The sequence below is a fragment of the Streptomyces aquilus genome (assembly GCF_003955715.1).
GTDB classification, from domain to species: domain Bacteria; phylum Actinomycetota; class Actinomycetes; order Streptomycetales; family Streptomycetaceae; genus Streptomyces; species Streptomyces aquilus.
In genome coordinates this window covers 3,157,566-3,179,234 of record NZ_CP034463.1, presented here as the reverse complement: position 1 = coordinate 3,179,234, position 21,669 = coordinate 3,157,566, and the positions used below count along the sequence as shown (strand labels likewise).

The 21,669-nt window shown below is 71.9% G+C and carries 19 protein-coding genes; 5 read left to right on the top strand and 14 right to left on the bottom strand.

All coding sequences use genetic code 11. The features are described from left to right. Window positions 1–77: 77 nt before the first annotated feature. The 4 genes from EJC51_RS14665 to lipB all read right to left on the bottom strand — a co-directional run bounded on the left by EJC51_RS14665 (window position 78) and on the right by lipB (window position 3,194). Window positions 78–779 carry a DUF4191 domain-containing protein gene (locus EJC51_RS14665; protein ID WP_097263131.1) on the bottom strand — a complete coding sequence of 234 codons (702 nt, stop codon included), beginning with the start codon at window positions 777–779 and terminating at the stop codon, window positions 78–80. 62 nt (window positions 780–841) lie between these two features. Then, window positions 842–1,042: an SCO2195 family GlnR-regulated protein gene (locus EJC51_RS14660; RefSeq protein WP_126271484.1), complete on the bottom strand. Its 201-nt coding sequence runs from the start codon at window positions 1,040–1,042 to the stop codon at window positions 842–844. Between the two features lie 279 nt (window positions 1,043–1,321). Continuing rightward, a complete protein-coding gene (gene lipA / locus EJC51_RS14655) occupies window positions 1,322–2,287 on the bottom strand; it encodes a lipoyl synthase (RefSeq protein WP_097263128.1) in 966 nt (321 codons plus the stop codon). 109 nt (window positions 2,288–2,396) lie between these two features. Then, window positions 2,397–3,194 carry a lipoyl(octanoyl) transferase LipB gene (lipB, locus tag EJC51_RS14650; RefSeq protein WP_126271483.1) on the bottom strand — a complete coding sequence of 266 codons (798 nt, stop codon included), beginning with the start codon at window positions 3,192–3,194 and terminating at the stop codon, window positions 2,397–2,399. A 224-nt stretch (window positions 3,195–3,418) separates the two neighbouring features. Between lipB and EJC51_RS14645 the strand changes: the two genes are divergently transcribed. Beyond that, window positions 3,419–4,852, top strand: a complete 1,434-nt coding sequence (locus EJC51_RS14645; protein ID WP_126271482.1) for an NsdA family TPR-like regulatory protein — start codon at window positions 3,419–3,421, stop codon at window positions 4,850–4,852. Here EJC51_RS14645 and EJC51_RS14640 read toward each other — a convergent pair. Next, a complete protein-coding gene (locus EJC51_RS14640) occupies window positions 4,849–6,258 on the bottom strand; it encodes an NAD(P)/FAD-dependent oxidoreductase (RefSeq protein ID WP_126271481.1) in 1,410 nt (469 codons plus the stop codon). The two genes, EJC51_RS14645 and EJC51_RS14640, sit on opposite strands and share 4 nt — an antisense overlap. Before the next feature lie 149 nt (window positions 6,259–6,407). Further along, window positions 6,408–7,304 (bottom strand): TIGR01777 family oxidoreductase, encoded by an 897-nt coding sequence (locus EJC51_RS14635; protein ID WP_126271480.1) that lies wholly within the window; start codon window positions 7,302–7,304, stop codon window positions 6,408–6,410. A 74-nt stretch (window positions 7,305–7,378) separates the two neighbouring features. On the opposite strand from EJC51_RS14635, the gene EJC51_RS14630 reads away from it, so the two are divergent. Beyond that, a complete protein-coding gene (locus tag EJC51_RS14630) occupies window positions 7,379–7,867 on the top strand; it encodes a GNAT family N-acetyltransferase (protein WP_207924727.1) in 489 nt (162 codons plus the stop codon). A gap of 205 nt (window positions 7,868–8,072) precedes the next feature. Here the strand turns inward: EJC51_RS14630 and EJC51_RS14620 are convergent, their stop codons facing one another. Next, window positions 8,073–9,257 (bottom strand): MarP family serine protease, encoded by a 1,185-nt coding sequence (locus EJC51_RS14620; RefSeq protein ID WP_126271478.1) that lies wholly within the window; start codon window positions 9,255–9,257, stop codon window positions 8,073–8,075. A gap of 228 nt (window positions 9,258–9,485) precedes the next feature. Here EJC51_RS14620 and EJC51_RS14615 point away from each other — a divergent pair, with 228 nt between their 5' ends. After that, a complete protein-coding gene (locus tag EJC51_RS14615; protein ID WP_244362623.1) occupies window positions 9,486–10,361 on the top strand; it encodes a peptidoglycan recognition protein family protein in 876 nt (291 codons plus the stop codon). Here the strand turns inward: EJC51_RS14615 and EJC51_RS14610 are convergent. Next, the gene (locus tag EJC51_RS14610; protein WP_126271476.1) at window positions 10,323–11,444 is read right to left on the bottom strand and encodes a lipid II:glycine glycyltransferase FemX; all 1,122 of its coding nucleotides are present in this window, start codon (window positions 11,442–11,444) and stop codon (window positions 10,323–10,325) included. The genes EJC51_RS14615 and EJC51_RS14610 overlap by 39 nt on opposite strands. A 197-nt stretch (window positions 11,445–11,641) precedes the next feature. Here EJC51_RS14610 and EJC51_RS14605 point away from each other — a divergent pair, with 197 nt between their 5' ends. Continuing rightward, on the top strand, window positions 11,642–11,851 hold the full coding sequence (locus tag EJC51_RS14605) for a hypothetical protein (RefSeq protein ID WP_126271475.1): 210 nt from the start codon (window positions 11,642–11,644) through the stop codon (window positions 11,849–11,851). Window positions 11,852–11,874: 23 nt separating this feature from the next. Here EJC51_RS14605 and EJC51_RS14600 read toward each other — a convergent pair whose 3' ends face one another. From EJC51_RS14600 to EJC51_RS14585, 4 genes are all read right to left on the bottom strand, one after another. After that, entirely contained in the window at window positions 11,875–12,393 is a 519-nt protein-coding gene (locus tag EJC51_RS14600) for a DUF4240 domain-containing protein (RefSeq protein WP_126276951.1), read from the bottom strand. 56 nt (window positions 12,394–12,449) lie between these two features. Next, window positions 12,450–13,427, bottom strand: a complete 978-nt coding sequence (locus tag EJC51_RS14595; RefSeq protein WP_126271474.1) for a helix-turn-helix transcriptional regulator — start codon at window positions 13,425–13,427, stop codon at window positions 12,450–12,452. Window positions 13,428–13,485: 58 nt separating this feature from the next. Beyond that, complete coding sequence (gene aceE, locus EJC51_RS14590; protein ID WP_126271473.1) at window positions 13,486–16,191, bottom strand: pyruvate dehydrogenase (acetyl-transferring), homodimeric type; 2,706 nt, start codon at window positions 16,189–16,191, stop codon at window positions 13,486–13,488. A gap of 386 nt (window positions 16,192–16,577) precedes the next feature. Then, window positions 16,578–17,210 (bottom strand): GntR family transcriptional regulator, encoded by a 633-nt coding sequence (locus EJC51_RS14585; protein WP_059191326.1) that lies wholly within the window; start codon window positions 17,208–17,210, stop codon window positions 16,578–16,580. Between the two features lie 279 nt (window positions 17,211–17,489). Here EJC51_RS14585 and EJC51_RS14580 point away from each other — a divergent pair, with 279 nt between their 5' ends. Next, window positions 17,490–18,164 carry a hypothetical protein gene (locus EJC51_RS14580; RefSeq protein ID WP_126271472.1) on the top strand — a complete coding sequence of 225 codons (675 nt, stop codon included), beginning with the start codon at window positions 17,490–17,492 and terminating at the stop codon, window positions 18,162–18,164. Window positions 18,165–18,228: 64 nt separating this feature from the next. On the opposite strand, the gene sucB is transcribed toward EJC51_RS14580, so the two are convergent. Next, window positions 18,229–20,031: a 2-oxoglutarate dehydrogenase, E2 component, dihydrolipoamide succinyltransferase gene (gene sucB, locus EJC51_RS14575; protein WP_126271471.1), complete on the bottom strand. Its 1,803-nt coding sequence runs from the start codon at window positions 20,029–20,031 to the stop codon at window positions 18,229–18,231. Between the two features lie 79 nt (window positions 20,032–20,110). Next, the gene (gene lpdA, locus EJC51_RS14570; protein WP_059191323.1) at window positions 20,111–21,499 is read right to left on the bottom strand and encodes a dihydrolipoyl dehydrogenase; all 1,389 of its coding nucleotides are present in this window, start codon (window positions 21,497–21,499) and stop codon (window positions 20,111–20,113) included. Between the last annotated feature and the right edge of the window lie 170 nt (window positions 21,500–21,669).

Sequence of the window (21,669 nt, the reverse complement as noted above, 5' to 3'; positions counted from 1 at the left end):
TTCTACGACGAAGGTTCTTCTACGACGAAGAGGGCGCCCGGATCACTCCGGGCGCCCTCTTCGTCGTACGGCGTCGATCAGCGCGCCTTCGGCCCGCCCTTCGGCAGCTTCATGCCCTTCGGCATGGGCCCCTTCGGGAGCGGCATGTTGCTCATCAGGTCGCCCATCGCGCGCAGCCGGTCGTTGGTGGCGGTCACCTGGGGGCCGGTCAGCACACGCGGCAGCTTGAGCATCGAGGTGCGCAGCTTCTTCAGCGGGATCTGGTCCTCGCCCGTGCCCACGATCAGGTCGTGCACCGGCACGTCCGCGACGATGCGGTTCATCTTCTTCTTCTCGGCGGCCAGCAGGGTCTTCACCCGGTTCGGGTTGCCCTCCGCGACCAGCACGATGCCGGCCTTGCCGACGGCCCGGTGCACCACGTCCTGGCTGCGGTTCATCGCCACCGCGGGGGTCGTCGTCCAGCCCCGGCCGATGTTGTCCAGCACGGCCGCGGCGGCGCCCGGCTGTCCCTCCATCTGCCCGAACGCGGCCCGCTCGGCCCGGCGCCCGAACACGATCGCCGTCCCGAGGAAGGCGAGCAGGAGGCCCAGGATGCCGAGGTAGACCGGGTGACCGATCAGGAAACCGAACGCGAGAAAGACACCGAGGATGAGGAGGAAGACACCCGCGAGCACCAGGCCGATCGTCTTGTCGGCCCTGCGGGTCATCTTGTACGTCAGGGCGATCTGCTTCAGACGCCCGGGGTTTGCGGCATCCGCCGCGCTGTCACTTCTCGCCATGCCACGAAGTCTACGTGGCCCCGGGAGCGCCGACGACGGCAGTCTCCCGACAGCCGCCGGCGTCACGGACGGGAGGCGAGGGCCTTCTCCAGGACCTGCTGGGTCTCGACCCGGTCCTTGGCGCGGCGGCGGTCCTCCAGGACGGACGTCCAGGCGTTGCGGCGGGCGGTGCGCTGGCCGCTGCTCATGAGCAGCGACTCGACGGCACGGAGTGCATCGGTGAACGACGGGATGGCGGTGGCGCGTACGGGCGCGGCCTGCATGATGGAGGTCCCCCCTCAGGGATTGCGGCTCTGGTGAATGGTGCACGGGCTGTACAACCAGGGTCACTGATTGGTGTTACCAGGGCGTGACCGACCGGTCAAACACCAATGAAGCCTTGATATGCGGCCCGAAAACGCTGACGCGGCCCTGATGAGGCCCCCATCTGCGGGGACATCCAGGACCGCGTCAATCGGCCACTACCGTGCGGTAGTTGCTTGTGCTCGGATTCACACGGAGTGAGTGGCACTCCGTGCCATCCAGTCGTTCTCCAGCGAGGCTCAGACAGCCTGCGAGGCGACGTAGGAGCCGCGCTTCTCGACGGCCATCTGGTAGAGCCGGCCGGCCCGGTAGGAGGACCGGACGAGCGGGCCCGACATGACACCCGAGAAGCCGATCTGCTCGGCCTCCTCCTTCAGCTCCACGAACTCGTGCGGCTTGACCCAGCGCTCCACGGGGTGGTGGCGCACGGAGGGCCGCAGGTACTGCGTGATGGTGACGAGCTCGCAGCCCGCGTCGTGCAGCTGCTGGAGCGCCTCGCTGACCTCCTCGCGGGTCTCGCCCATGCCGAGGATCAGGTTGGACTTGGTCACCAGGCCGAAGTCGCGGGCCTCGGTGATGACCTTCAGGGAGCGCTCGTAGCGGAAGCCGGGGCGGATCCGCTTGAAGATCCGGGGCACCGTCTCGACGTTGTGCGCGAAGACCTCGGGGCGCGACTCGAAGACCTCCCGGAGCAGCTCCGGTACGGCGTTGAAGTCGGGGGCGAGCAGCTCGACCTTGGTGTGGCCGCCCTCGCGCTCCGCGGTCTGCTGGTGGATCTGGCGCACGGTCTCGGCGTACAGCCAGGCGCCGCCGTCCTCCAGGTCGTCGCGGGCGACGCCGGTGATGGTGGCGTAGTTCAGGTCCATGGTGACCACGGACTCGCCGACGCGGCGCGGCTCGTCGCGGTCGAGGGCCTCGGGCTTGCCGGTGTCGATCTGGCAGAAGTCACAGCGCCGGGTGCACTGGTCGCCGCCGATGAGGAAGGTCGCCTCGCGGTCCTCCCAGCACTCGTAGATGTTGGGACAGCCGGCTTCCTGGCAGACCGTGTGCAGACCCTCGCTCTTCACGAGTTTCTGCATGGCGGTGTACTCGGGACCCATTTTCGCCCGGGTCTTGATCCACTCGGGCTTGCGCTCGATGGGGGTCTGGGCGTTCCGGACCTCCAGGCGCAGCATCTTGCGTCCGTCGGGTGTGACTGCGGACACATCGGCTCCCTGTAGCTTCGATTCTTCGGCGTACACCAGGGTACGCCCGTGTTTTCCAGGGCCCTACAGCAGAGGCCAACCTCTCGGCCGCGGGCCCCATTCCCCACCGTCAGGCGGTCGCCCGTTCAATCTCGCGGGGCTTCAGATCGGCGTTCTCCAGCACATCCCGCAGATGCCGCTCCACCACCGGCAGCACCTCGTCGATCGTCACGTCCCGGCCCAGCTCGTTCGCCAGCGACGCCACCCCCGCGTCACGGATGCCGCACGGGATGATCCGGTCGAACCAGCGGTTGTCCGGGTTCACGTTCAGCGCGAAGCCATGCATCGTGACGCCCTTGGCGACCCGGATGCCGATCGCCGCGATCTTGCGGTCCTCGCGCCGCTGCCCGGCGTTGGACGGGGCGTACTCGGGCCCGTTCATGCGCGGGTCGAACTCCTCGTCGTGCAGCCGGGGGTCGAAGTCCAGCGACAGGCCGCCGAGCGAAGGGCGCTGCTCGACGGGGTCACCGAGCACCCACACCCCGCTGCGCCCCTCGACCCGGCTGGTCTCCAGACCGAACTCGGCGCACGTGCGGATCAGGGCTTCCTCGAGGCGTCGTACATGCGCCACGACGTCCACCGGGCGCGGCAGCTTCTGGATCGGGTAGCCCACCAGCTGCCCCGGGCCGTGCCAGGTGATCTTGCCGCCGCGGTCCACGTCGACGACCGGCGTGCCGTCGAGCGGGCGCTCGTTGTCGGCCGTGCGCCGGCCGGCCGTGTAGACCGGCGGGTGTTCGAGCAGCAGGACGGTGTCGGGGACCTCGTCCGCGAACCGCGCCGCGTGCACCCGGCGCTGCTCGTCCCACGCCTCCTGGTACTCGACGGCGTCCGCGCCGAACCCCATACGGACGAACCGCAACTCACTCACGGCAAGCGCCTCCCTAGCACGACCGGCTGTCGTAAGGCACGAAACGTGCCTACGCCACTGTACGACTCGCCGTCGCGCGTCAGCCGTGCGGTCAATCCTCACACGATCGGATGAACGAACGTGGAAGTGTGCGATCGTCTGCTCACTCTCCGCTACATTCACGCCGTCCTATAGAGGCCATAAGGGCTGCTCACAGGCAATCCGGGCAGGAGACACCACCGCAGATGACGGAACGACCCGCGCAGCGCACTCCCAACCGCCAGCTCGCCGCGCTCATCGCAGAAGCGGGGTTCTCCAACGCGGGACTCGCCCGTCGAGTGGACCAACTCGGTCTGGAACACGGGCTTGATCTGAGATACGACAAGACATCGGTCACCCGGTGGCTGCGCGGCCAGCAGCCCCGCGGCACCACCCCCGCCCTCATCGCCGAGGTCTTCACCCGCCGCCTCGGCCGGCGCCTGAGCGCCCAGGACCTCGGTCTCGACGCCTGCGCGCCGGTCTACGCGGGCCTGGAGTTCGCGGCCACCCCCGAGGAGGCCGTCGACATCGTCAGCGGGCTGTGGCGCAAGGACTCCGGCAGCCACGCCGAGCTGCGGAAGATCGCCTTCACCCCGGCGGGCCTCGTCGTCCCCAGCCGCGACTGGCTGATCGGCCGGGCCGACGACAAGGTCGCCCGCGGTGAACCCCCGCTGCGCGTCCCCGCCCAGGGCCGCCCCGCGGTGCCCCGGCAGCGCGGCGCCGAACGCGGCCCCGGCCAGAAGGTCACCGGCGGCGACATCGCCGCGCTCCGCTCGGTCGGCGAGCTCTTCCGCTCCCTCGACAACATGTACGGCGGCGGCCACGCCCGCCAGGCCCTCGTGCGCTACCTGGAGCACGAGTGCGAGCCGATGCTGCGCGGCACCTACGGCGAGCAGACCGGCCGCCGCCTGTTCGCGGCCGCCGCCGACCTGACCAGGCTCGCGGGCTGGACGTCGTACGACATCGCGGCGCACGGGCTCGCGCAGCGGTACTTCGTGCAGTCGCTGCGGCTCGCGCAGGCGGCCGCGGACCGGGCCTACGGGTCGTACGTGCTGATCACGATGAGCCGCCAGGCCGTCTATCTCGGGCACGGACGCGAGGCGGTGCAGCTGGCGCGCGTCGCCCAGCAGGGGCTCGGGACCAACGCCCCGCCGGTCGTGCAGGCGCTGCTGCACGCCGTCGAGGCGCGCGGGCACGGGGTGCTCGGCGAGGTGCGCAACTGCACGGGCGCGCTCGTCCGTGCCGAGCGCGCCCTGGAGGCGGCCCGGCCCGGTGACGAAGTCCCGTACTGGGCCCGCTTCTTCGACGAGGCACAGCTCGCCGACGAGTTCGGGCACGCGCACCGGGACCTTCAGCAGTTCCGCGCGGCGGCGCAGCATGCCGAGCGGTCGCTCCAGCTGCGGGCGCCGGCGTACGCCCGCAGTCGGCTCTTCTGCCGGGTCGTCCTCGCCTCCGCCCGGCTCGGCCTCGGTGAGCTCGATCAGGCCTGCGCACTGGGGGCGGAGGCGGCCGGCGCCGCCGCGGAGATGCGGTCGGTGCGGGCGATCGAGTATGTGAGGGACTTCGAGCGGAGGTTGGAGCCGTACAAGGACGCTGCACCGGTGCGGGGGTATCGGGACAAGGTGGCGGCGCTGGGTTAAGCGGCCTCGGCCGAGGGGAGCGGGTCCGCCCTGTGCATCGAACCCCTTGCGCCCAGGTCCGCCAGCAGCGCCGACGTCGCCCGGTGCGCCGAATGCAGCGCCCCCTGGACCGTGCTGGTGTCCCGGTGGTCGCCGCAGACGTACAGGCCCGCCAGGAGGCGTACCGGGCGGCGCAGGTCGTGGGGGGCCCGCATGGTCGGGACCGCCTCCGGGGTGTGGTGGACGGCGAGGGTCTCCCAGCGGGTCGTCGACGTGCCGTAGAGGCGGGCCAGGTGCATGCGTACGGCGGTCTCGACGTCCGGCGGGGGCGGGCCGAGGACCGTCGAGGAGATCAGGGCGCGGCCCGCGGGGGCGCGGCTCGGGTCCACCTGGCTGACCACCGCCGTGTGGGCCACCGGGCCGCCGCGGTCCGCGTCCAGCAGGAGCGCGGTGCCGGTCGCCGGCGGCTCGTCGGTGGTGTGGTGGACGACCGTCACCTGGTGGAAGTCCGGTACGCGCAGCCCCGGCAGCAGCTCCGCGGCGGCGCGCGCGTCGGTCGCCAGGAGGACCGCACGGCAGCGGAACTCGCCGTGCTCGGCGGTGGTCACCGTGTTCGTCGAGACCGAGGTGACCCGGACCCCGGTGTGCACCGTCCCCGGCGGCAGCGAGCGCGCCAGCAGCTCCGGCAGGACCTCCGCCCCGCCCTCCGGCACACACAGCCGCCCGCCCGCGAAGGAGCGCAGCGCGAGGTCCGCGCAGCGGCTGGACGTCGTCAGCTCCGGGTCGCACAAAAGGGCGGCGAGGAGCGGGCGCAGGAAGCCGTCGATCGTGCGGGCGGGCAGACCGCGGGCGGCGAGGGCCCGGGCGGCGGGGAGTTCGGGGCGGGCGAGGAGGCGCTCGACGGGGGCGCTCGCGATCCGGGCCAGCGCGGCGCCGAGGCGGGCCTGGTCGACGGCGGTGCCCAGCGGGGCGGTGCCGGCGCGGGGGAGCGCCGTCGGGCGCGGCGCCGGGCGGGGGGCGCTCGCCAGGGCGCGTACGGCATGCAGTGCGCCCCGCGCGCCCCTCGTGCTCCGCACAGCGCCTCCCGTGGTGCTCCCCGGGGCGCTCCTCGTGTTCGCCGGGGTGGCGCCCGCGCGATGGTGGCGTCCGTCGCTGTGCAGCAGGACGCCGGGGGCGAAGGGGCGCAGCGCCAGCCCGTCGAGCCCTGGTGTCAGGCGCAGTTCGGGATACGCCGTGGACAGCAGCTGCCCGATGCGGTCGAGCCGGAAGCCGTCGACCTTCTCCGTCGACATGCGGCCCCCCACACCGTGGGCGGCCTCCAGGACTGCGGTCGTCACTCCTGCGCTGGTCAGCCGATGCGCCGCGGAGAGCCCGGCGACCCCGGCTCCCACGATCACGACGTCCGCCTGGTACGCGGGCTCAAGCACGTGCCCCTCCTCGAGGTTGCGCGGCCGGTGGGGACGTCATGCCCCCAACAGGCTCCGGGGATACCCGAGTTCGGCTTGAGGTTAAGGCTGTGATCGGTCAGGGACAGTCGCGCATGAACAGGGCACGGTCGCACGGCGGTCGCATACGGTCATACGGCTGCTCGGAGCGCCCCCTCGATCTCCGGGAACGCGAACGTGAACCCCGCCTCCAACAGCCGCTTGGGCACCACCCGTTGACTCCCGAGGACATCCCCGGCCATGTCGCCGAGCACCGTCCGCAGCACCGGCGCCGGCACCGCGAACACCGTCGGCCGGTGCAGCACGCGTCCCATCGCCTCGGTGATCTCCCGGTTGGTCAGCGGGGTCGGCGCGGTGAGGTTGAACGGGCCGGACAGCCCGTCGGTGTCGATGAGATACCGGATCGCGGCCACCTCGTCGTGCAGCGCGATGAACGACCAGTACTGCCGCCCGTCGCCCAGCCGCCCCCCGAGCCCCGCCCTGAACAGCGGGAACAACCGCCCCCAGGCCCCGCCCCCGCGCGCCACCACCAGCCCGGTCCGGGTGAACACCGTCCGCACGCCCGCCTCCTGGGCCGGAGCCGCGGCGCCCTCCCACTCCACGCACACCTCGGGCAGGAAACCCTCGCCGGGCGGCGCGCTCTCGTCCACGACCCGGTCGCCGGTCTCGCCGTAGTAGCCCATGGCGCTGCCGTTGACGAAGACCCGCGGTGGCACGTCGAGCGAGGCGACGGCCTTCGCGAGCGCCGCCGTGCCGTGCACCCGGCTGGACCGGATACGGGCCTTGTACGCCTCCGTCCACCGCCGGTCCCCGACCCCGGCACCCGCGAGGTTGACCACGACGTCGCACCCGGCGAGCCCGGCCGCGTCCACCGTCCCGCCCTCGGGGTCCCAGCGCACCTCGCCCTCCCCTCGCGGCACGCGCCGGACGAGCCGCACCACCTCATGACCGTCCGCCGTCAGAGACGTCACCAGTGCACTGCCGATGAGGCCGGACGCACCGGCCACCGCGATTCGGGAAGGCTGCATGCCGCCCATTCTGCGCCCGGGCAGCGGGAAAACCCGTCGCCGCGGGGTGGACCCGCCGCCGTAGGCTGACGGTCATGTCCGAGCCGTACATACGCCGCGCCCTGCCCGACGACGACGAGGAGCTGGGGCGTCTCGACCGCGCGACCTGGTCACCGCTGCACGCGGTGATGCCCGAACCGCAGCCGCCCTACGAGCCGTTCTTCGACGAGCGGCACAGCCCCGACGACCACCTGGTCGCCGAGCTCGACGGCCGCGTCGTCGGCTACGTCCGCCTGGCCTTCCCCACCTCACTCGCCGCGAACGCCCACGTCCGCCAGATCCAGGGCCTCGCCGTCGCCGAGGAGGCCCGCGGCCGTGGCGTCGGCCGGGCGCTGATCCGCGCGGTCACCGAGGAGGCCCGCCGCCGCGGCGCCCGCCGCCTCACGCTCCGCGTCCTGGGCCACAACACCCCGGCGCGCAAGCTCTACGAGTCCGAGGGCTTCGTCGTCGAAGGTGTGCTGCCGGAGGAGTTCCTGATCGACGGCGCGTATGTCGACGACGTGTTCATGGGGCGCGGCCTCTGAGGCGCGGCGGCCCCTGGTTCAGCAGTCCCTGATCTGGTCGGCCTCGGCGGCGTCGCGGCGTCTGCGGACGACGACGTAGAGCGCGCCCCCGGCCGCCAGCAGGGAGATCAGGAAGAAGACGGGCAGTGTCATGTGCCCAGGGGTACGCCCGCGCGGGCGCCCGGCCAGGGCATTGGTCCGTCCGAGGGCGCTTCTCCTCGGACTGTCACGACGTGATCAGGTCACCCGTGTCCACCGGCGCGGTCGCCGTCGCCGCGCGCTCGGCGTCGGCGGCCACCTCGTCGGCGGTGAGGACGTACCCCGTCTCGTCGTCCGACGTCGACCGGGCGAAGACCACGCCGTACACCTTGCCGTCCGTGGTCAGCAGCGGTCCGCCGGAGTTGCCGGGCCGGACGGTGGACCGGATCGAGTAGATCTCGCGGGTCACGCTCGCGTCGTTGTAGATGTTCTGGCCGGTCGCCCGGACCCGGTTGGCCACGGTGGCCGCCTGGAGGTTGAGGTCGCCGTCCTGCGGATAACCGGCGACGACCGCGGAGTCCCCGCGCGAGGCGCTGTCGTCGAACTTCAGCACCGGCGCCCGCAGCCCCGGCACGTACAGCACGGCCACGTCCCGGTCCGGATCGAAGAGCACGACCTGTGCCTCGTACGACCTCCCGACCCCGCCGATCCGCACGCTCGGCCCGTCGATGCCCGCCACCACGTGCGCGTTCGTCATCACGTGCTCCGGCGCGTACACGAACCCGCTGCCCTCGCGGCCCTGGGTGCCGGAGGCGCCCTCGATCTTCACGGTGCTGACCTTGGCGGCGGTCGTCGCGGCCCGGGTGACGCTGTCGCCGGTGGGCTTGGCGACCTGGGCCGTCGACTCGTTCTCGAACGGGTTGAAGACCTGCGGGAAGCCCGCCTCGGTCAGCGCGGACGTGGCCCGCGAGAACCAGCCCGGCGTGGTGTCCGGCATCGCGTCCTGCACCGCGCCCAGCAGCCGCGAGTCCCGGATCGACGAGGTGAGCAGCGCCGACGAGGACGCGCCCAGCACGCTCGCCGCCACCCACGCCACGATCAGCACGGCCACCGAGTTGGCGGCGGCCCCGCCGATGCCGTCGGCGACCCGGAGCGGCCCCTTGTCCAGCTCCCGGCGCAGCCGCAGCGCCAGCCGCCCCGCCAGTTCATGCCCCACCACGGCCGGGACCAGCACGGTCAGCACCGCGGTCACCGTCGCCGACGTACTGCCCGGTGTCACCAGATCCATCATCCAGGGCAGCACCCACACCCCGATGACCGCGCCGCCGACGAACCCGGCGAAGGAGACACAGCCGGCCATGAGGCCGCGCCGGTAGCCGGATGCCGCGTAGGCCAGGACGACCAGCACCAGCACGATGTCGAGCAGATCCACGGAGCCGCCTTTCTCTCGGACCCCTTATTACGGGCGGGACGGGCCCGGTGATCAGCACGCCCGCGCGCGTGGCGCCGGAACAGGCCACGCGCGCGTGCACACGATGTCCGTGCACCCGGAGAAACGCCCCGGACCTGGACGATGGTTCCACCGGGTGGCACACCACACATCGCGGGCGCGGCGGATCGGGCCGAGAGTGGGACCATGCGTGTCCGAAGAGCACGGGGGATGCGAAGAGGCCGCCGACCGGTCCGAATACGGACCGGGCCGCCGTGGCGAAGCCGCCGCGCGCTGCTCCTGCTGTCCTGCGTACCCGGCCTCGCGGCCGTGGTGGCCCTGGTCCTGTGCGCGACCGGTGTCGAACGCCGCGCCGAGGCCCGCCCCGCGCACGCCCTCGCGGCCCGCCCGGCCACCTCGCACCACGCGCCGAGGCCGCACATCGTGCCGCGCTCGGTGTGGGCGACGGGCACGGGAGAGGCGAACGGCGTCGCCCGGACCCCGCCCCCCGCCCGGTACGACGACAAGGTCGTCGCCGTCTTCATCCACCACACCGACTCGCCCAACAGCTACGACTGCGCGGACGCGCCCCGCATCATCCGCTATCTCGCGGCCGGCCAGACCGGCGTCCGGGACTGGGACGACATCGGCTACAACTTCCTGGTCGACCGCTGCGGCACGATCTACGAGGGCCGCGCGGGCGGCGTCGACCGCCCGGTCACCGGCGCCCACACCCAGGGCTTCAACCACCGCACCAGCGGCATAGCGGCCCTCGGCACCTTCACGGCGGGCGTCCGGGTCCCCCCGGCCATGGCGCACGCGATCGCGGCCCTGGCGGCATGGAAGCTGGGCCTGGCGGGCGTCGACCCGCGCGCGAGCGTCAAGCTCGTGTCGAGCAACAGCTACAGCCGCTACCCCACCGGCACCACCGCCGCCCTTCCGGCTGTCGCCGGCCACAACGAGGGCTACATGACCAGCTGCCCCGGCGCCGCCCTCACCGCCGAGCTCCCCGCCATCCGGAGCGAGGCGGCCCGCCTCCAGGGCAGGCTCACCCCGTCACCGTCGCCCTCACCGTCGCCCGAGGTAGACCCGCACCGCTCGCTGTAGGACGGCCCCCTGGCCGCCCACCGGCCGTTCCCACTCGCCGAGGTACTCCACGACCCGCCCACCCGCCCCGGTCTTGAAGAGCAGCCGCCCCAGCAGCTTGCTCTCCGCCAGCTCCGGCGTGACGGAGCGCAGGTCGTAGGTCTCGGCGCCCGCCGAGCGGGCGTCGTTGAGCATCCGCCACAGCAACGCGCTGCTGGGCCGGAGCTGACGCCCCCGACGCCCGGAGGCGGCGTACGAGTGCCAGCCCCTGGAGCCCACGTTGATCATCAGCGCGGCGGACAGCGCGACCCCGTCGTACTCGGCGAGATACAGCCGCACCTGGTCGTCGTCCAGGGCGTTGAGCGCCTTCCACAGGCGCCGGAAGTAGTCCGGCGGGCGTGCCTTGAAGCCGTCGTGGGCGGCGGTCGAGGTGTAGAGGCGGTGGAAGTCGGGCAGGTCGGCGGCGCTGCCCCAGCCGACCCGGACACCGGAGTTCTCCGCGGTCCGCAGCGCCTGCTCCCAGTGCGGGGCGAGGGCCGCGCGCAGCTCGTCCACCGACCGCCCGGCGAGCGGCACCTGACACCCGTACCGCGGCTGCCCGAGCCCGAACCCGTTTCCCTCCTCGGCACACCGCCGCCACCCGAGCCGCTCCAGCCGCGCCCCGGCGTCCAGCGCGAACCCGTCCACCCCGTCCGCGGGCACCTCCCGCAGATGCCGTACGGCCGGGTCGGCGACGCCCGCCGTGACGGTGCCCGGCTCCCAGTGCCGCACCACCAGCGGCGGCCCGATCCGCAGCGAGAAGGCGCCGCGCCTCTCCACGTGCGCCACGAGCGGGTCGAGCCAGGGTTCGAGGCGCGACCGCCAGTCGATCGACGGCCCCTCCGGGACGTACGCGAGGCAGCGCCGGGTCCCGGGAAGCGGCCTGTACAGCACGAGCGCGGCCGCGACCAGCGCCTCCCCCTCGAACCACCCCACGCTCTCCGCCTGCCAGTCGGGCTTCACATCGCCCCACTCGGGAATCTGGAGATGACTGACCGCGGGGTGCCGCCCGAGGTGGGCGAGATGCTCCTCGCGCGATATCTCCCGCACGTACGGGCTGGTCATGGGCAGGGCGCTCCTGTTCGGGGGCGGCCACGGTACGCCGCGTGTCACGCCACGGGTCAAGAGACCGAAGGTGAACCTTCTGTGCTCCGCTTGCTTCCGTGCGCTCACAGGCTTCTCGTAGCCGGCTCAACGACCACCCCGAGACAACCCTCCTACCGTCAACGCACACGCACTGAAACTGACTGGAGGCGGGGAAGATGAACAGCAGTCACACCGGCACCAAGACGTCCCGCGGCCCCTGGGCGGCGCTCTGCGCGGCCGTGGCCGTCGTCCTCGGCCCGGCCGCCGTCACAGCCTCCGCCCTCGATCAGGCCAACGCGGCGCCCCTGCATCACGTCGTGCTGAAGGCGGATCAGACACAGGCCTACATCCCGACGGACCCGACCCGCCGCAAGGGCGCGGCCTGACCGGGATCCAGGCGAGGCGGGGCTCAGCCCCTGAACCGCTCCCACAGCTTCGGGTAGCGCTCCGCGAGTGCTGTCTCGTCCTCGAAGTCGATCGGTGTGCCCTCCGGCTCCGGAGCCGCCGGGGGGATGCCGAGGTCGGGGGCGACGGCGCCGGTGAGCTGTTCGTACGCCTCGTCCGCCGCGTAGCCGAGCTCCTCGCCGTCGCCGTCGATCTCCTCGTCGAAGTCGCCGAGCAGGTCGGCCAGCGCGTCGGGGGCGTGCACGGCGCCCTCGTACACCTCACGGCCCTGCCCGATCAGCCAGCACCGGAAGAAGTCGAAGGCGTCGTCGCTGGCCCCGTCGAGGAGCAGCCACGCGGCGCCCCAGAGGTCCCAGGTGTACGCCCGGTTGTAGCGGGCCTCGAAGTGACGGGCGAAGTCGAGGACCATCTCCGGGTCCAGTTGGAGGAGTCTGTCGACGAGCAGGTCGGCCTGCTCCTCGGGGTCGCCCTCGGCGGCCTCGCGGGTGGCGTCCACCAGCTCCCAGAACTCCGTCTCGTCCATCACGGGTCCAGCATCGGCCCTGCGCGGGTGGGGCGCACGTGGAGTGCGGCGGATTGTTATGTCCCGTACAGGCGCCCCAGGCGCAGCGCGTCCGCGGTGAAGCGCGCCCGGAGGCTCTCCGGGGCCAGCACCTCCACTTCCGGGCCCAGCCCGGCGAGCTGGGTGTGCGCGACCTCCTCGGACTCCACGGGCACGGTCACCGTCACCCAGCCCTCCGCGTCCGGTGCCGCGGCCCGCGCCAGCGCCTCCCGCACGGAGAGCCGGTCCAGGACGTGCGGCAGCACGCGCACGCCCTCCGGGGACAGCCGTACGACCACTTCCGCCCGCAGGATGGCCCGCGCGAACTGTGCGGCCCGCTCCTCCCAGAACCCCGGCAGATCGAAGTCCGCGTCGCGGGAGAACCGTTCCTCGCCCGGCTCCACCGCCGTGAACCGGTCGATCCGGTACACCCGGAACGCTCCGGATGCCCCCTGTACCCGCGCGCACAGGTACCAGACGCCCGCCTTCAGCACGAGCCCGTACGGCTCCAGCTCCCGCTCCACCTCCGCCTCGCCCTTGCGGTAGCGCGCGACGACCCGCCGGTCGTCCCACACCGCGTCCGCGACGGCGGGCAGCAGCTCGGGCGTCTTCGGCTCGCTCCACCAGGTCGGGGCGTCGAGGTGGAAACGCTGGGCGGCCGAGCGCGAGGCGTCCCGCAGGGAGGGCAGAAGCGCCGCCGACACCTTCAGGCGGGCCGCCGAGGCCGCGTCCTCCAGGCCCATCTCGCGCAGCGCTCCTGGCAGCCCGGACAGGAACAGCGCCTCCGCCTCACCGCGGTGCAGGCCCGTGAGCCGGGTCCGGTACCCGCCGATCAGCCGGTACCCGCCGGCCCGCCCCCGCTCCGCGTACACCGGCACCCCCGCCTCCGACAGCGCCTGCGCGTCCCGGGTGACGGTCCGCTCGGACACCTCCAGCTCCTCGGCGAGCTCGGCGGCGGTCATGGAGGGACGGGACTGGAGGAGGAGCACCATCTTGATCAGGCGGGCGGCACGCATGGGCTCATCATGCAACGAGGCCCCCGCCGCGGCGGGGGCCTCCTCACTCACCGGGCTCCTACAGCCCGTACTTCTCGCGCGCTTCCTTCACCGCCGTCGCCTTGACCTCGCCGCGACGGGCCAGCTGGGCGAGCGCGGCCACGACGATCGACTCGGCGTCGACACCGAAGTGGCGGCGGGCCGCGTCGCGGGTGTCGGAGAGGCCGAAGCCGTCCGCGCCCAGCGACGACCAGTCCTGCTCGACCCACTGCGCGATCTGGTCCGGGACCTGGCGCATGTAGTCGGAGACGGCCAGGACCGGGCCCTCGGCGCCGTGCAGCGCCTGACGGACGTACGGCACCCGCTCCTCGCCGCGCAGCAGGGCCGCGTCGGCCTCCAGCGCGTCACGGCGCAGCTCGGTCCAGGACGTCGCGGACCAGACGTCGGCCGCCACGCCCCACTCCTCGGCCAGCAGCCGCTGTGCCTTCAGAGCCCAGTGGATCGCCGTGCCGGAGCCCAGCAGCTGGATGCGCGGGGCGTTGGCCGCGGCCACGTTCAGGCCCGCCGACTCCGCGGTGTTGAAGCGGTACAGGCCCTTGACGATGCCCTCGTCGATGCCGAGGCCGGACGGCTTGGCCGGCTGCGGGAGCGGCTCGTTGTAGACCGTCAGGTAGTAGAAGACGTTCGGGTCCTCACCCGGGGCCGCCTCGCCGTACATCCGGCGCAGACCGTCCTTGACGATCGTGGCGACCTCGTACGCGAACGCCGGGTCGTACGTCAGGGACGCCGGGTTGGTCGCCGCGATGACCGGCGAGTGGCCGTCCGCGTGCTGGAGGCCTTCACCCGTCAGCGTCGTACGACCGGCCGTCGCGCCGACCAGGAAGCCGCGGCCCAGCTGGTCGCCGAGCTGCCACATCTGGTCGGCCGTGCGCTGCCAGCCGAACATCGAGTAGAAGATGTAGAACGGGATCATCGCTTCGCCGTGCGTGGAGTACGCGGTGGACGCGGCGATGAAGTCGGCCATCGAACCGGCCTCGGTGATCCCCTCGTTGAGGATCTGGCCGTTCTTGGCCTCCTTGTAGTACATCAGCTGGTCGCGGTCGACCGGCTCGTACGTCTGGCCCTTGGGCGAGTAGATGCCCAGCGACGGGAACAGCGACTCCATGCCGAAGGTGCGCGCCTCGTCGGGGACGATCGGCACCCAGCGCTTGCCCGTCTCCTTGTCGCGGACCAGGTCCTTGACCAGGCGGACGAAGGCCATGGTGGTGGCCACGTTCTGGGAGCCGGAGCCCTTGTCGAAGGAGGCGAAGGCCTTCTCGGCGGGGGCGGGCAGCGGGGCCAGCGGGTGCGTACGGCGGGCCGGGGCCGGGCCGCCGAGGGCCGCGCGGCGCTCCTGGAGGTAGCGCACCTCGGGGGAGTCGGCGCCGGGGTGGCCGTAGGGGACGACACCGTCGACGAAGTCGCCGTCCGAGATCGGCAGCTCGAGAAGATCACGCATCGTCTTGAACTCGTCCACCGTCAGCTTCTTCATCTGGTGGTTGGCGTTCTTCGACGCGAAGCCCTCGCCGAGCGTGTGGCCCTTGACCGTCTGGGCCAGGATCACCGTCGGGGCGCCCTTGAACTCGACCGCGGCCTTGTAGGCGGCGTACACCTTGCGCGCCTCGTGGCCACCGCGGGAGAGGTGGAAGCACTCCAGGATCTTGTCGTCGCTCAGCAGCTTCGCCATCTCGGCGAGCGCCGGGTCCTTGCCGAAGAAGTCCTGGCGGATGTAGGCGGCGTCGCGGGTCTGGTACGTCTGGACCTGCGCGTCCGGTACCTCGCGCAGCCGGCGTACCAGCGCGCCCGTGGTGTCGAGCTGGAACAGCTCGTCCCAGGCCGAGCCCCACAGCGTCTTGATGACGTTCCAGCCGGCGCCGCGGAACTGGGCCTCCAGCTCCTGCACGATCTTGAAGTTCGCGCGGACCGGGCCGTCGAGGCGCTGGAGGTTGCAGTTGATGACGAAGGTGAGGTTGTCGAGACCCTCACGCGAGGCCAGTGCGAGTGCCGCGGTGGACTCGGGCTCGTCCATCTCACCGTCACCGAGGAAAGCCCAGACGTGCGAAGCGGACACGTCCTTGATGCCGCGGTTGGTGAGGTACCGGTTGAAGCGCGCCTGGTAGATGGCGGAGAGCGGACCGAGACCCATGGAGACGGTCGGGAACTCCCACAGCCAGGGCAGCCGGCGGGGGTGCGGGTACGAGGGGAGGCCGTTGCCGCCGGACTCGCGGCGGAAGTTGTCGAGGTGCGCCTCGTTGAGACGCCCGTCGAGGAAGGCGCGGGCGTAGATGCCGGGGGAGGCGTGGCCCTGGATGTAGAGCTGGTCGCCGGAACCGTCGGCTTCCTTGCCCTTGAAGAAGTGGTTGAAGCCGGTCTCGTAGAGCCAGGCCGCGGAGGCGAAGGTGGCGATGTGGCCGCCCACGCCGTACTTGCTGCCCCGGGTCACCATGGCGGCCGCGTTCCAGCGGTTCCAGGCGGTGATCCGGGCCTCCAGCTCCGGGTCACCGGGCAGGCCCGGCTCCGCGGAGGTGGGGATGGTGTTGACGTAGTCGGTCTCGAGGAGCTTCGGCAGCGCGATGCCGTTGCCCTCCGCCCTCTCCAGCGTGCGGCGCATCAGGTACGCGGCACGGTGCGGGCCGGCAGCCTTGGCGACCGCGTCCAGGGAGGCCTGCCATTCGGCGGTCTCCTCGGGGTCCCGGTCGGGGAGCTGGTCGAGCTCGCTCGGCTGGATGGCGTTGGGGTCGGTCATGTCGCCGCCTTCCTCAGTCGAAGGGGGTTCCCTCATCGGTAAGGGTTCGGGGGTGCCCTTGGTCTTTGGCAGGACAGGGCTTGAGCTTCGGTGGAAGCCCGTCAGGCCCCGGTGGAGGCCCGTCGGCGACTGTAACTCCCTGATCGATGATCGATCAAAGGGTTGACGGGCAAAACCTCTCGATTCCGAGAAAGTAGGCACGGGGTGCCTTCGGTGATGGCACCGGGTGACCTTGTTGAGGGCTTGTTTTCGCAGGTGAGCGGGGGGCTGCTCGGGTGGTGCCGAGTGGTGTCAGGTACCTAGGGGCGCGGGGCTGTATTCATTTGCGGCTCCGCCGCGTGGGCGCGCCCAGCCACAACGCACCCGCACCCGACAATGCACCTTTCCTACTCGCCTTCATGCCGGGGCGCACACCCCAGCACATGCGCCTTCACCAACTCCGCGATCCGAGGATCCCGGCGCCGAAACGCCTGCACCAACTCCTCGTGCTCCTCCGCATACGACTGCTGCACCGTCCCCAGCCACCGAATCGACAGCGCCGTGAACACCTCGATGCCCAGCCCCTCCCAGGTGTGCAACAACACCGAGTTGCCCGCCGCCCGGACCATCTCCCGGTGGAAGCCCACCGTGTGCCGCACCTGCGCCGTGCCGTCCGACTCCCGGTCCGCCTCGTACAGCGCGGCGACATGCGGCTCAAGGGCCGAGCAGTCGCCCGCCAGCCGCTCCGCCGCCAGCTCCGCCGCGATCGCCTCCAGACCGGCCCGGACCGGGTAGCTCTCCTCCAGGTCGGCCGCCGTCAGGTTCCGCACCCGCACGCCCTTGTTCGGCGCCGACTCGATCAGCCGCAGCGACTCCAGCTCGCGCAGTGCCTCCCGCACGGGCGTCTGGCTGACCTCCAGCTCGGTCGCGATCCGACGCTCGACGATGCGCTCGCCCGGCTTCCAGCGCCCGCTCACGATCCCCTCCACGATGTGCTCGCGGATCTGTTCGCGCAGCGAGTGGACGACGGGCGCGGTCATGAGTGCTCCTTAAGGAGGGGCCGCCCATCGGCCCCGGGGGCGTTTGACGTTTAGACAATAAGGCCGCAAGCGCTTCCCGGAGGGGCGCACGGGGGCGCTTTCCCGCAGGTGAGACGAGACTTACACGCTCACAGGACGACTCGCCCTGTAAAGCCCCGTACCGGAGCGGCCCCGGAGGCGTCACCGCCGTGTCACCGGAGGAACCCCGGCCCGCCTCCTCCCCGTCGCGGTCGGCATGGGGTGCCCGCGCGGGGCGCCCCCGCACCATCGGGGGATGGCATGAACAACCGAGGACGGCGCGGAGCGCTCCGCTGGACGGCCGCGGCGGCCGTGATCGGCGCGATCGTCGGCATCACCGGCTGCCAGCAGACGGCGCCCCGGGCGAAGGCGGCGGCCACGCCCAGCGGCACCGCGGCGATCACCAACATGGCGGGCGGCGGCCAGGCCGGCGGCGGCGCCTGCGTCTTCGTCAAGCCGGACGGGGCGCAGAAGTTCGGGCACGTCGGCTGGGGCTTCCGGGTCACCGGCACGAACCAGTGGGTCTACGGCGCCGTGGAGAACCCCACCAACAAGCTCTACACCCCGCCGGGCGGCGACATCGGCGCCTGGCACGCGCAGGGATCGTACGACCGCATGCTCAGCGACATGTCCCGGGACGCCCACTACCCGGGCAAGTCCACGCACCCGTACAGCCGTTACCGCTGTGTCGCGTCCTCGACCAGTGACGTGAACGCGGCCTGGGCCATGATCCGCAGCGTCGAGAGCCGCGGCTTCCTCGTCGGCCTCGACCCGAAGAGCGGCGAACTCACCTCACGCGACTGCCTCGACGCCACGTACGACGTCCTGAAGGCCTACCGGACCCGGCACCTGACCTACTCGCCCCGGCTCAACGTCCCGAACGTGTGGGTCGAGACCCTGTGGGCCTGGAGCGACCGCACGCTGACGCCCCGGTAGCGGACACGACGGTGCCCCGCCCGGAACAGCTCCGGACGGGGCACCGTACAGGCACTGAAGAGGCTTACAGGCCGAGCTCGACCTCGAACTCGCCCGCCTCCAGGATCGCCTTGACCGCGGTCAGGTAACGGGCCGCGTCGGCGCCGTCCACCAGACGGTGGTCGTAGGAGAGGGTCAGGTAGGTCATGTCGCGGACGCCGATGACCGTGCCCTCCTCGGTCTCGATGACCGCCGGGCGCTTGACCGTGGCACCGATACCGAGGATCGCGACCTGGCCCGGCGGCACGATGATCGTGTCGAAGAGCGCGCCGCGCGAACCGGTGTTGGAGATGGTGAAGGTCGCGCCGGACAGCTCGTCGGGCGTGATCTTGTTGGCGCGGACCTTGCCGGCCAGCTCCGCCGTGGCCTTCGCGATGCCGGCGATGTTGAGGTCGCCCGCGTGCTTGATGACCGGGGTCATCAGGCCCTTCTCGGAGTCCACCGCGATACCGATGTTCTCGGTGTCGAAGTAGGTGATCGTGCCTTCGCCCTCGTTGATCTTGGCGTTGATCGGCGCGTGCGCCTTCAGCGCCTGGGCCGCGGCCTTGACGAAGAACGGCATCGGGGAGAGCTTGACGCCCTCACGGGCCGCGAACGCGTCCTTGGCGCGGGCGCGCAGCTTCATCAGACGCGTGACGTCGACCTCGACGACCGAGGACAGCTGCGCCTGCTCGTGCAGCGCCTTGACCATGTTGTCGCCGATGACCTTGCGGATGCGCGGCATCTTGACGGTCTGGCCACGCAGCGGCGAGGCCTCCAGCGTCGGCGCCTTCTTGGCGGCGGGGGCGGCCGGGGCCGCGGCGGGGGCGGCCGGGGCAGCGGCGGCGGCCTTCGCGGCCTCGGCGGCGGCGATGACGTCCTGCTTGCGGATACGACCGCCGACGCCGGTGCCCTTGACGGAGGCCAGCGCGACACCGTGCTCGGCGGCGAGCTTGCGCACCAGCGGGGTCACGTAGGCGCCGTCGTCACCGGAGGTCGCGGCCGGAGCCGGGGCCGCGGGGGCGACCGGAGCCGGAGCGGCCGGCGCGGGGGCCGGAGCGACCGGAGCCGGAGCGGCGGCGACCGGGGCGGGCGCGGGAGCCGGCGCGGCGGGGGCGGGAGCCGGGGCCGGCGGCGCCACGGGGGCGGCCGGGGCGGCGGGAGCCGGGGCAGCGGCGGCCGGAGCCGGAGCCGCGGGGGCGGCAGCGGCCGGAGCGGCACCCGGGGCACCGATGACGGCGAGCTTGGCGCCGACCTCGGCGGTCTCGTCCTCACCGACGGTGATCTCCAGCAGCACACCGGAGGTGGGCGCCGGGATCTCGGTGTCGACCTTGTCCGTGGAGACCTCGAGCAGCGGCTCGTCGGCCTCGACGGAGTCGCCGACCGACTTCAGCCAGCGGGTGACGGTGCCCTCGGTGACGGACTCGCCGAGCGCGGGCAGGACGACGTCCGTGCCCTCGGCGGAACCGCCGCCGGTGGCGGCCTCGGCGGTGGGAGCGGGCGCCGGGGCGGCCTGCTCGGTGGACGGGGCGGCAGCGGCCGGCTCCGGAGCCGGGGCGGGCTCGGGGGCGGGCTCGGCGGCCGGGGCCGGAGCGGCGGCGGGGGCGCCGGTGCCGTCGTCGATGATGGCCAGCTCGGCGCCGACCTCGACGGTCTCGTCCTCGGCGACCTTGATGGAGGACAGGACGCCGGACACGGGGGAGGGGATCTCGGTGTCGACCTTGTCGGTCGACACCTCGAGCAGCGGCTCGTCGGCCTCTACTCGCTCACCCTCGGCCTTCAGCCAGCGGGTGACAGTGCCCTCGGTGACGCTCTCGCCGAGCGCCGGAAGGGTTACGGAAACCGCCATGGTTTCGGTTGCTCCTTACGAATTGCGGAAGTCTGTGTCGTCGCGGAGACGGAGTCGCTTCGCGGTGTTCGACCGAGGGTCAGTCGTGCGCGTGCAGCGGCTTGCCCGCCAGGGCCAGGTGGGCCTCGCCGAGCGCCTCGTTCTGCGTCGGGTGGGCGTGGATGAGCTGGGCGACCTCGGCCGGCAGCGCCTCCCAGTTGTAGATCAGCTGGGCCTCGCCGACCTGCTCGCCCATGCGGTCGCCGACCATGTGGACGCCGACCACGGCACCGTCCTTGACCTGGACGAGCTTGATCTCGCCCGCGGTCTGGAGGATCTTGCTCTTGCCGTTGCCCGCCAGGTTGTACTTCAGAGCGACGACCTTGTCCGCACCGTAGATCTCCTTGGCCTTGGCCTCGGTGATACCGACGGAGGCGACCTCCGGGTGGCAGTAGGTCACGCGGGGGACACCGTCGTAGTCGATCGGGACGGCCTTGAGGCCGGCCAGACGCTCCGCAACCAGGATGCCCTCCGCGAAGCCGACGTGCGCGAGCTGGAGGGTCGGGACCAGGTCGCCGACGGCGGAGATGGTGGGGACGTTCGTCCGCATGTACTCGTCGACCAGGACGTAGCCGCGGTCCATCGCGACGCCCTGCTCCTCGTAGCCGAGACCGGCGGAGACCGGGCCGCGGCCGACGGCCACCAGCAGGACCTCGGCCTCGAACTCCTTGCCGTCGGCCAGGGTGACCTTGACGCCGTCGGCGGTGTACTCGGCCTTCGAGAAGAAGGTGCCCAGGTTGAACTTGATGCCGCGCTTGCGGAACGCGCGCTCGAGAAGCTTGGAGGAGTTCTCGTCCTCGACCGGGACCAGGTGCTTCAGGCCCTCGATGACGGTGACGTCCGCGCCGAAGGACTTCCAGGCGGAGGCGAACTCGACGCCGATGACACCGCCGCCCAGGATGATCGCGGACTTCGGCACGCGGTCCAGGACGAGGGCGTGGTCCGAGGAGATGATCCGGTTGCCGTCGATCTCCAGGCCCGGCAGCGACTTCGGCACGGAGCCGGTCGCCAGGAGCACGTGCCGCCCCTGGATGCGCTGGCCGTTCACGTCGACGGAGGTCGGGGAGGAGAGCCGCCCCTCACCCTCGATGTACGTCACCTTGCGGGAGGCGACAAGTCCCTGGAGGCCCTTGTACAGGCCGGAGATGACACCGTCCTTGTACTTGTGGACCCCGGCGATGTCGATGCCCTCGAAGGTGGCCTTCACACCGAACTGCTCGCTCTCGCGGGCCTGGTCGGCGATCTCGCCCGCGTGGAGCAGGGCCTTCGTGGGGATGCATCCCCGGTGCAGGCAGGTGCCGCCGACCTTGTCCTTCTCGATCAGGGCGACGTCCAGGCCCAGCTGCGCCCCGCGCAGGGCCGCGGCGTAACCGCCACTACCACCGCCGAGGATCACTAGGTCGAAAACGGTGCTGGCGTCGTTCGCCACGTCACGTCCTCCATGCATGTGCGCCTACGCCGGTCTGCGGTGACCGGTCGGCGGCTGGTGTCCGGCCGCTCTTTCTTCGGCCCTGTGGTGGGGCCCTGTCCTGCCGAGCCCCATCTTCGCACTTGTCCGAAGGGAACGAGACGCCGGGCCGGGGTGTGAGACGCCACACG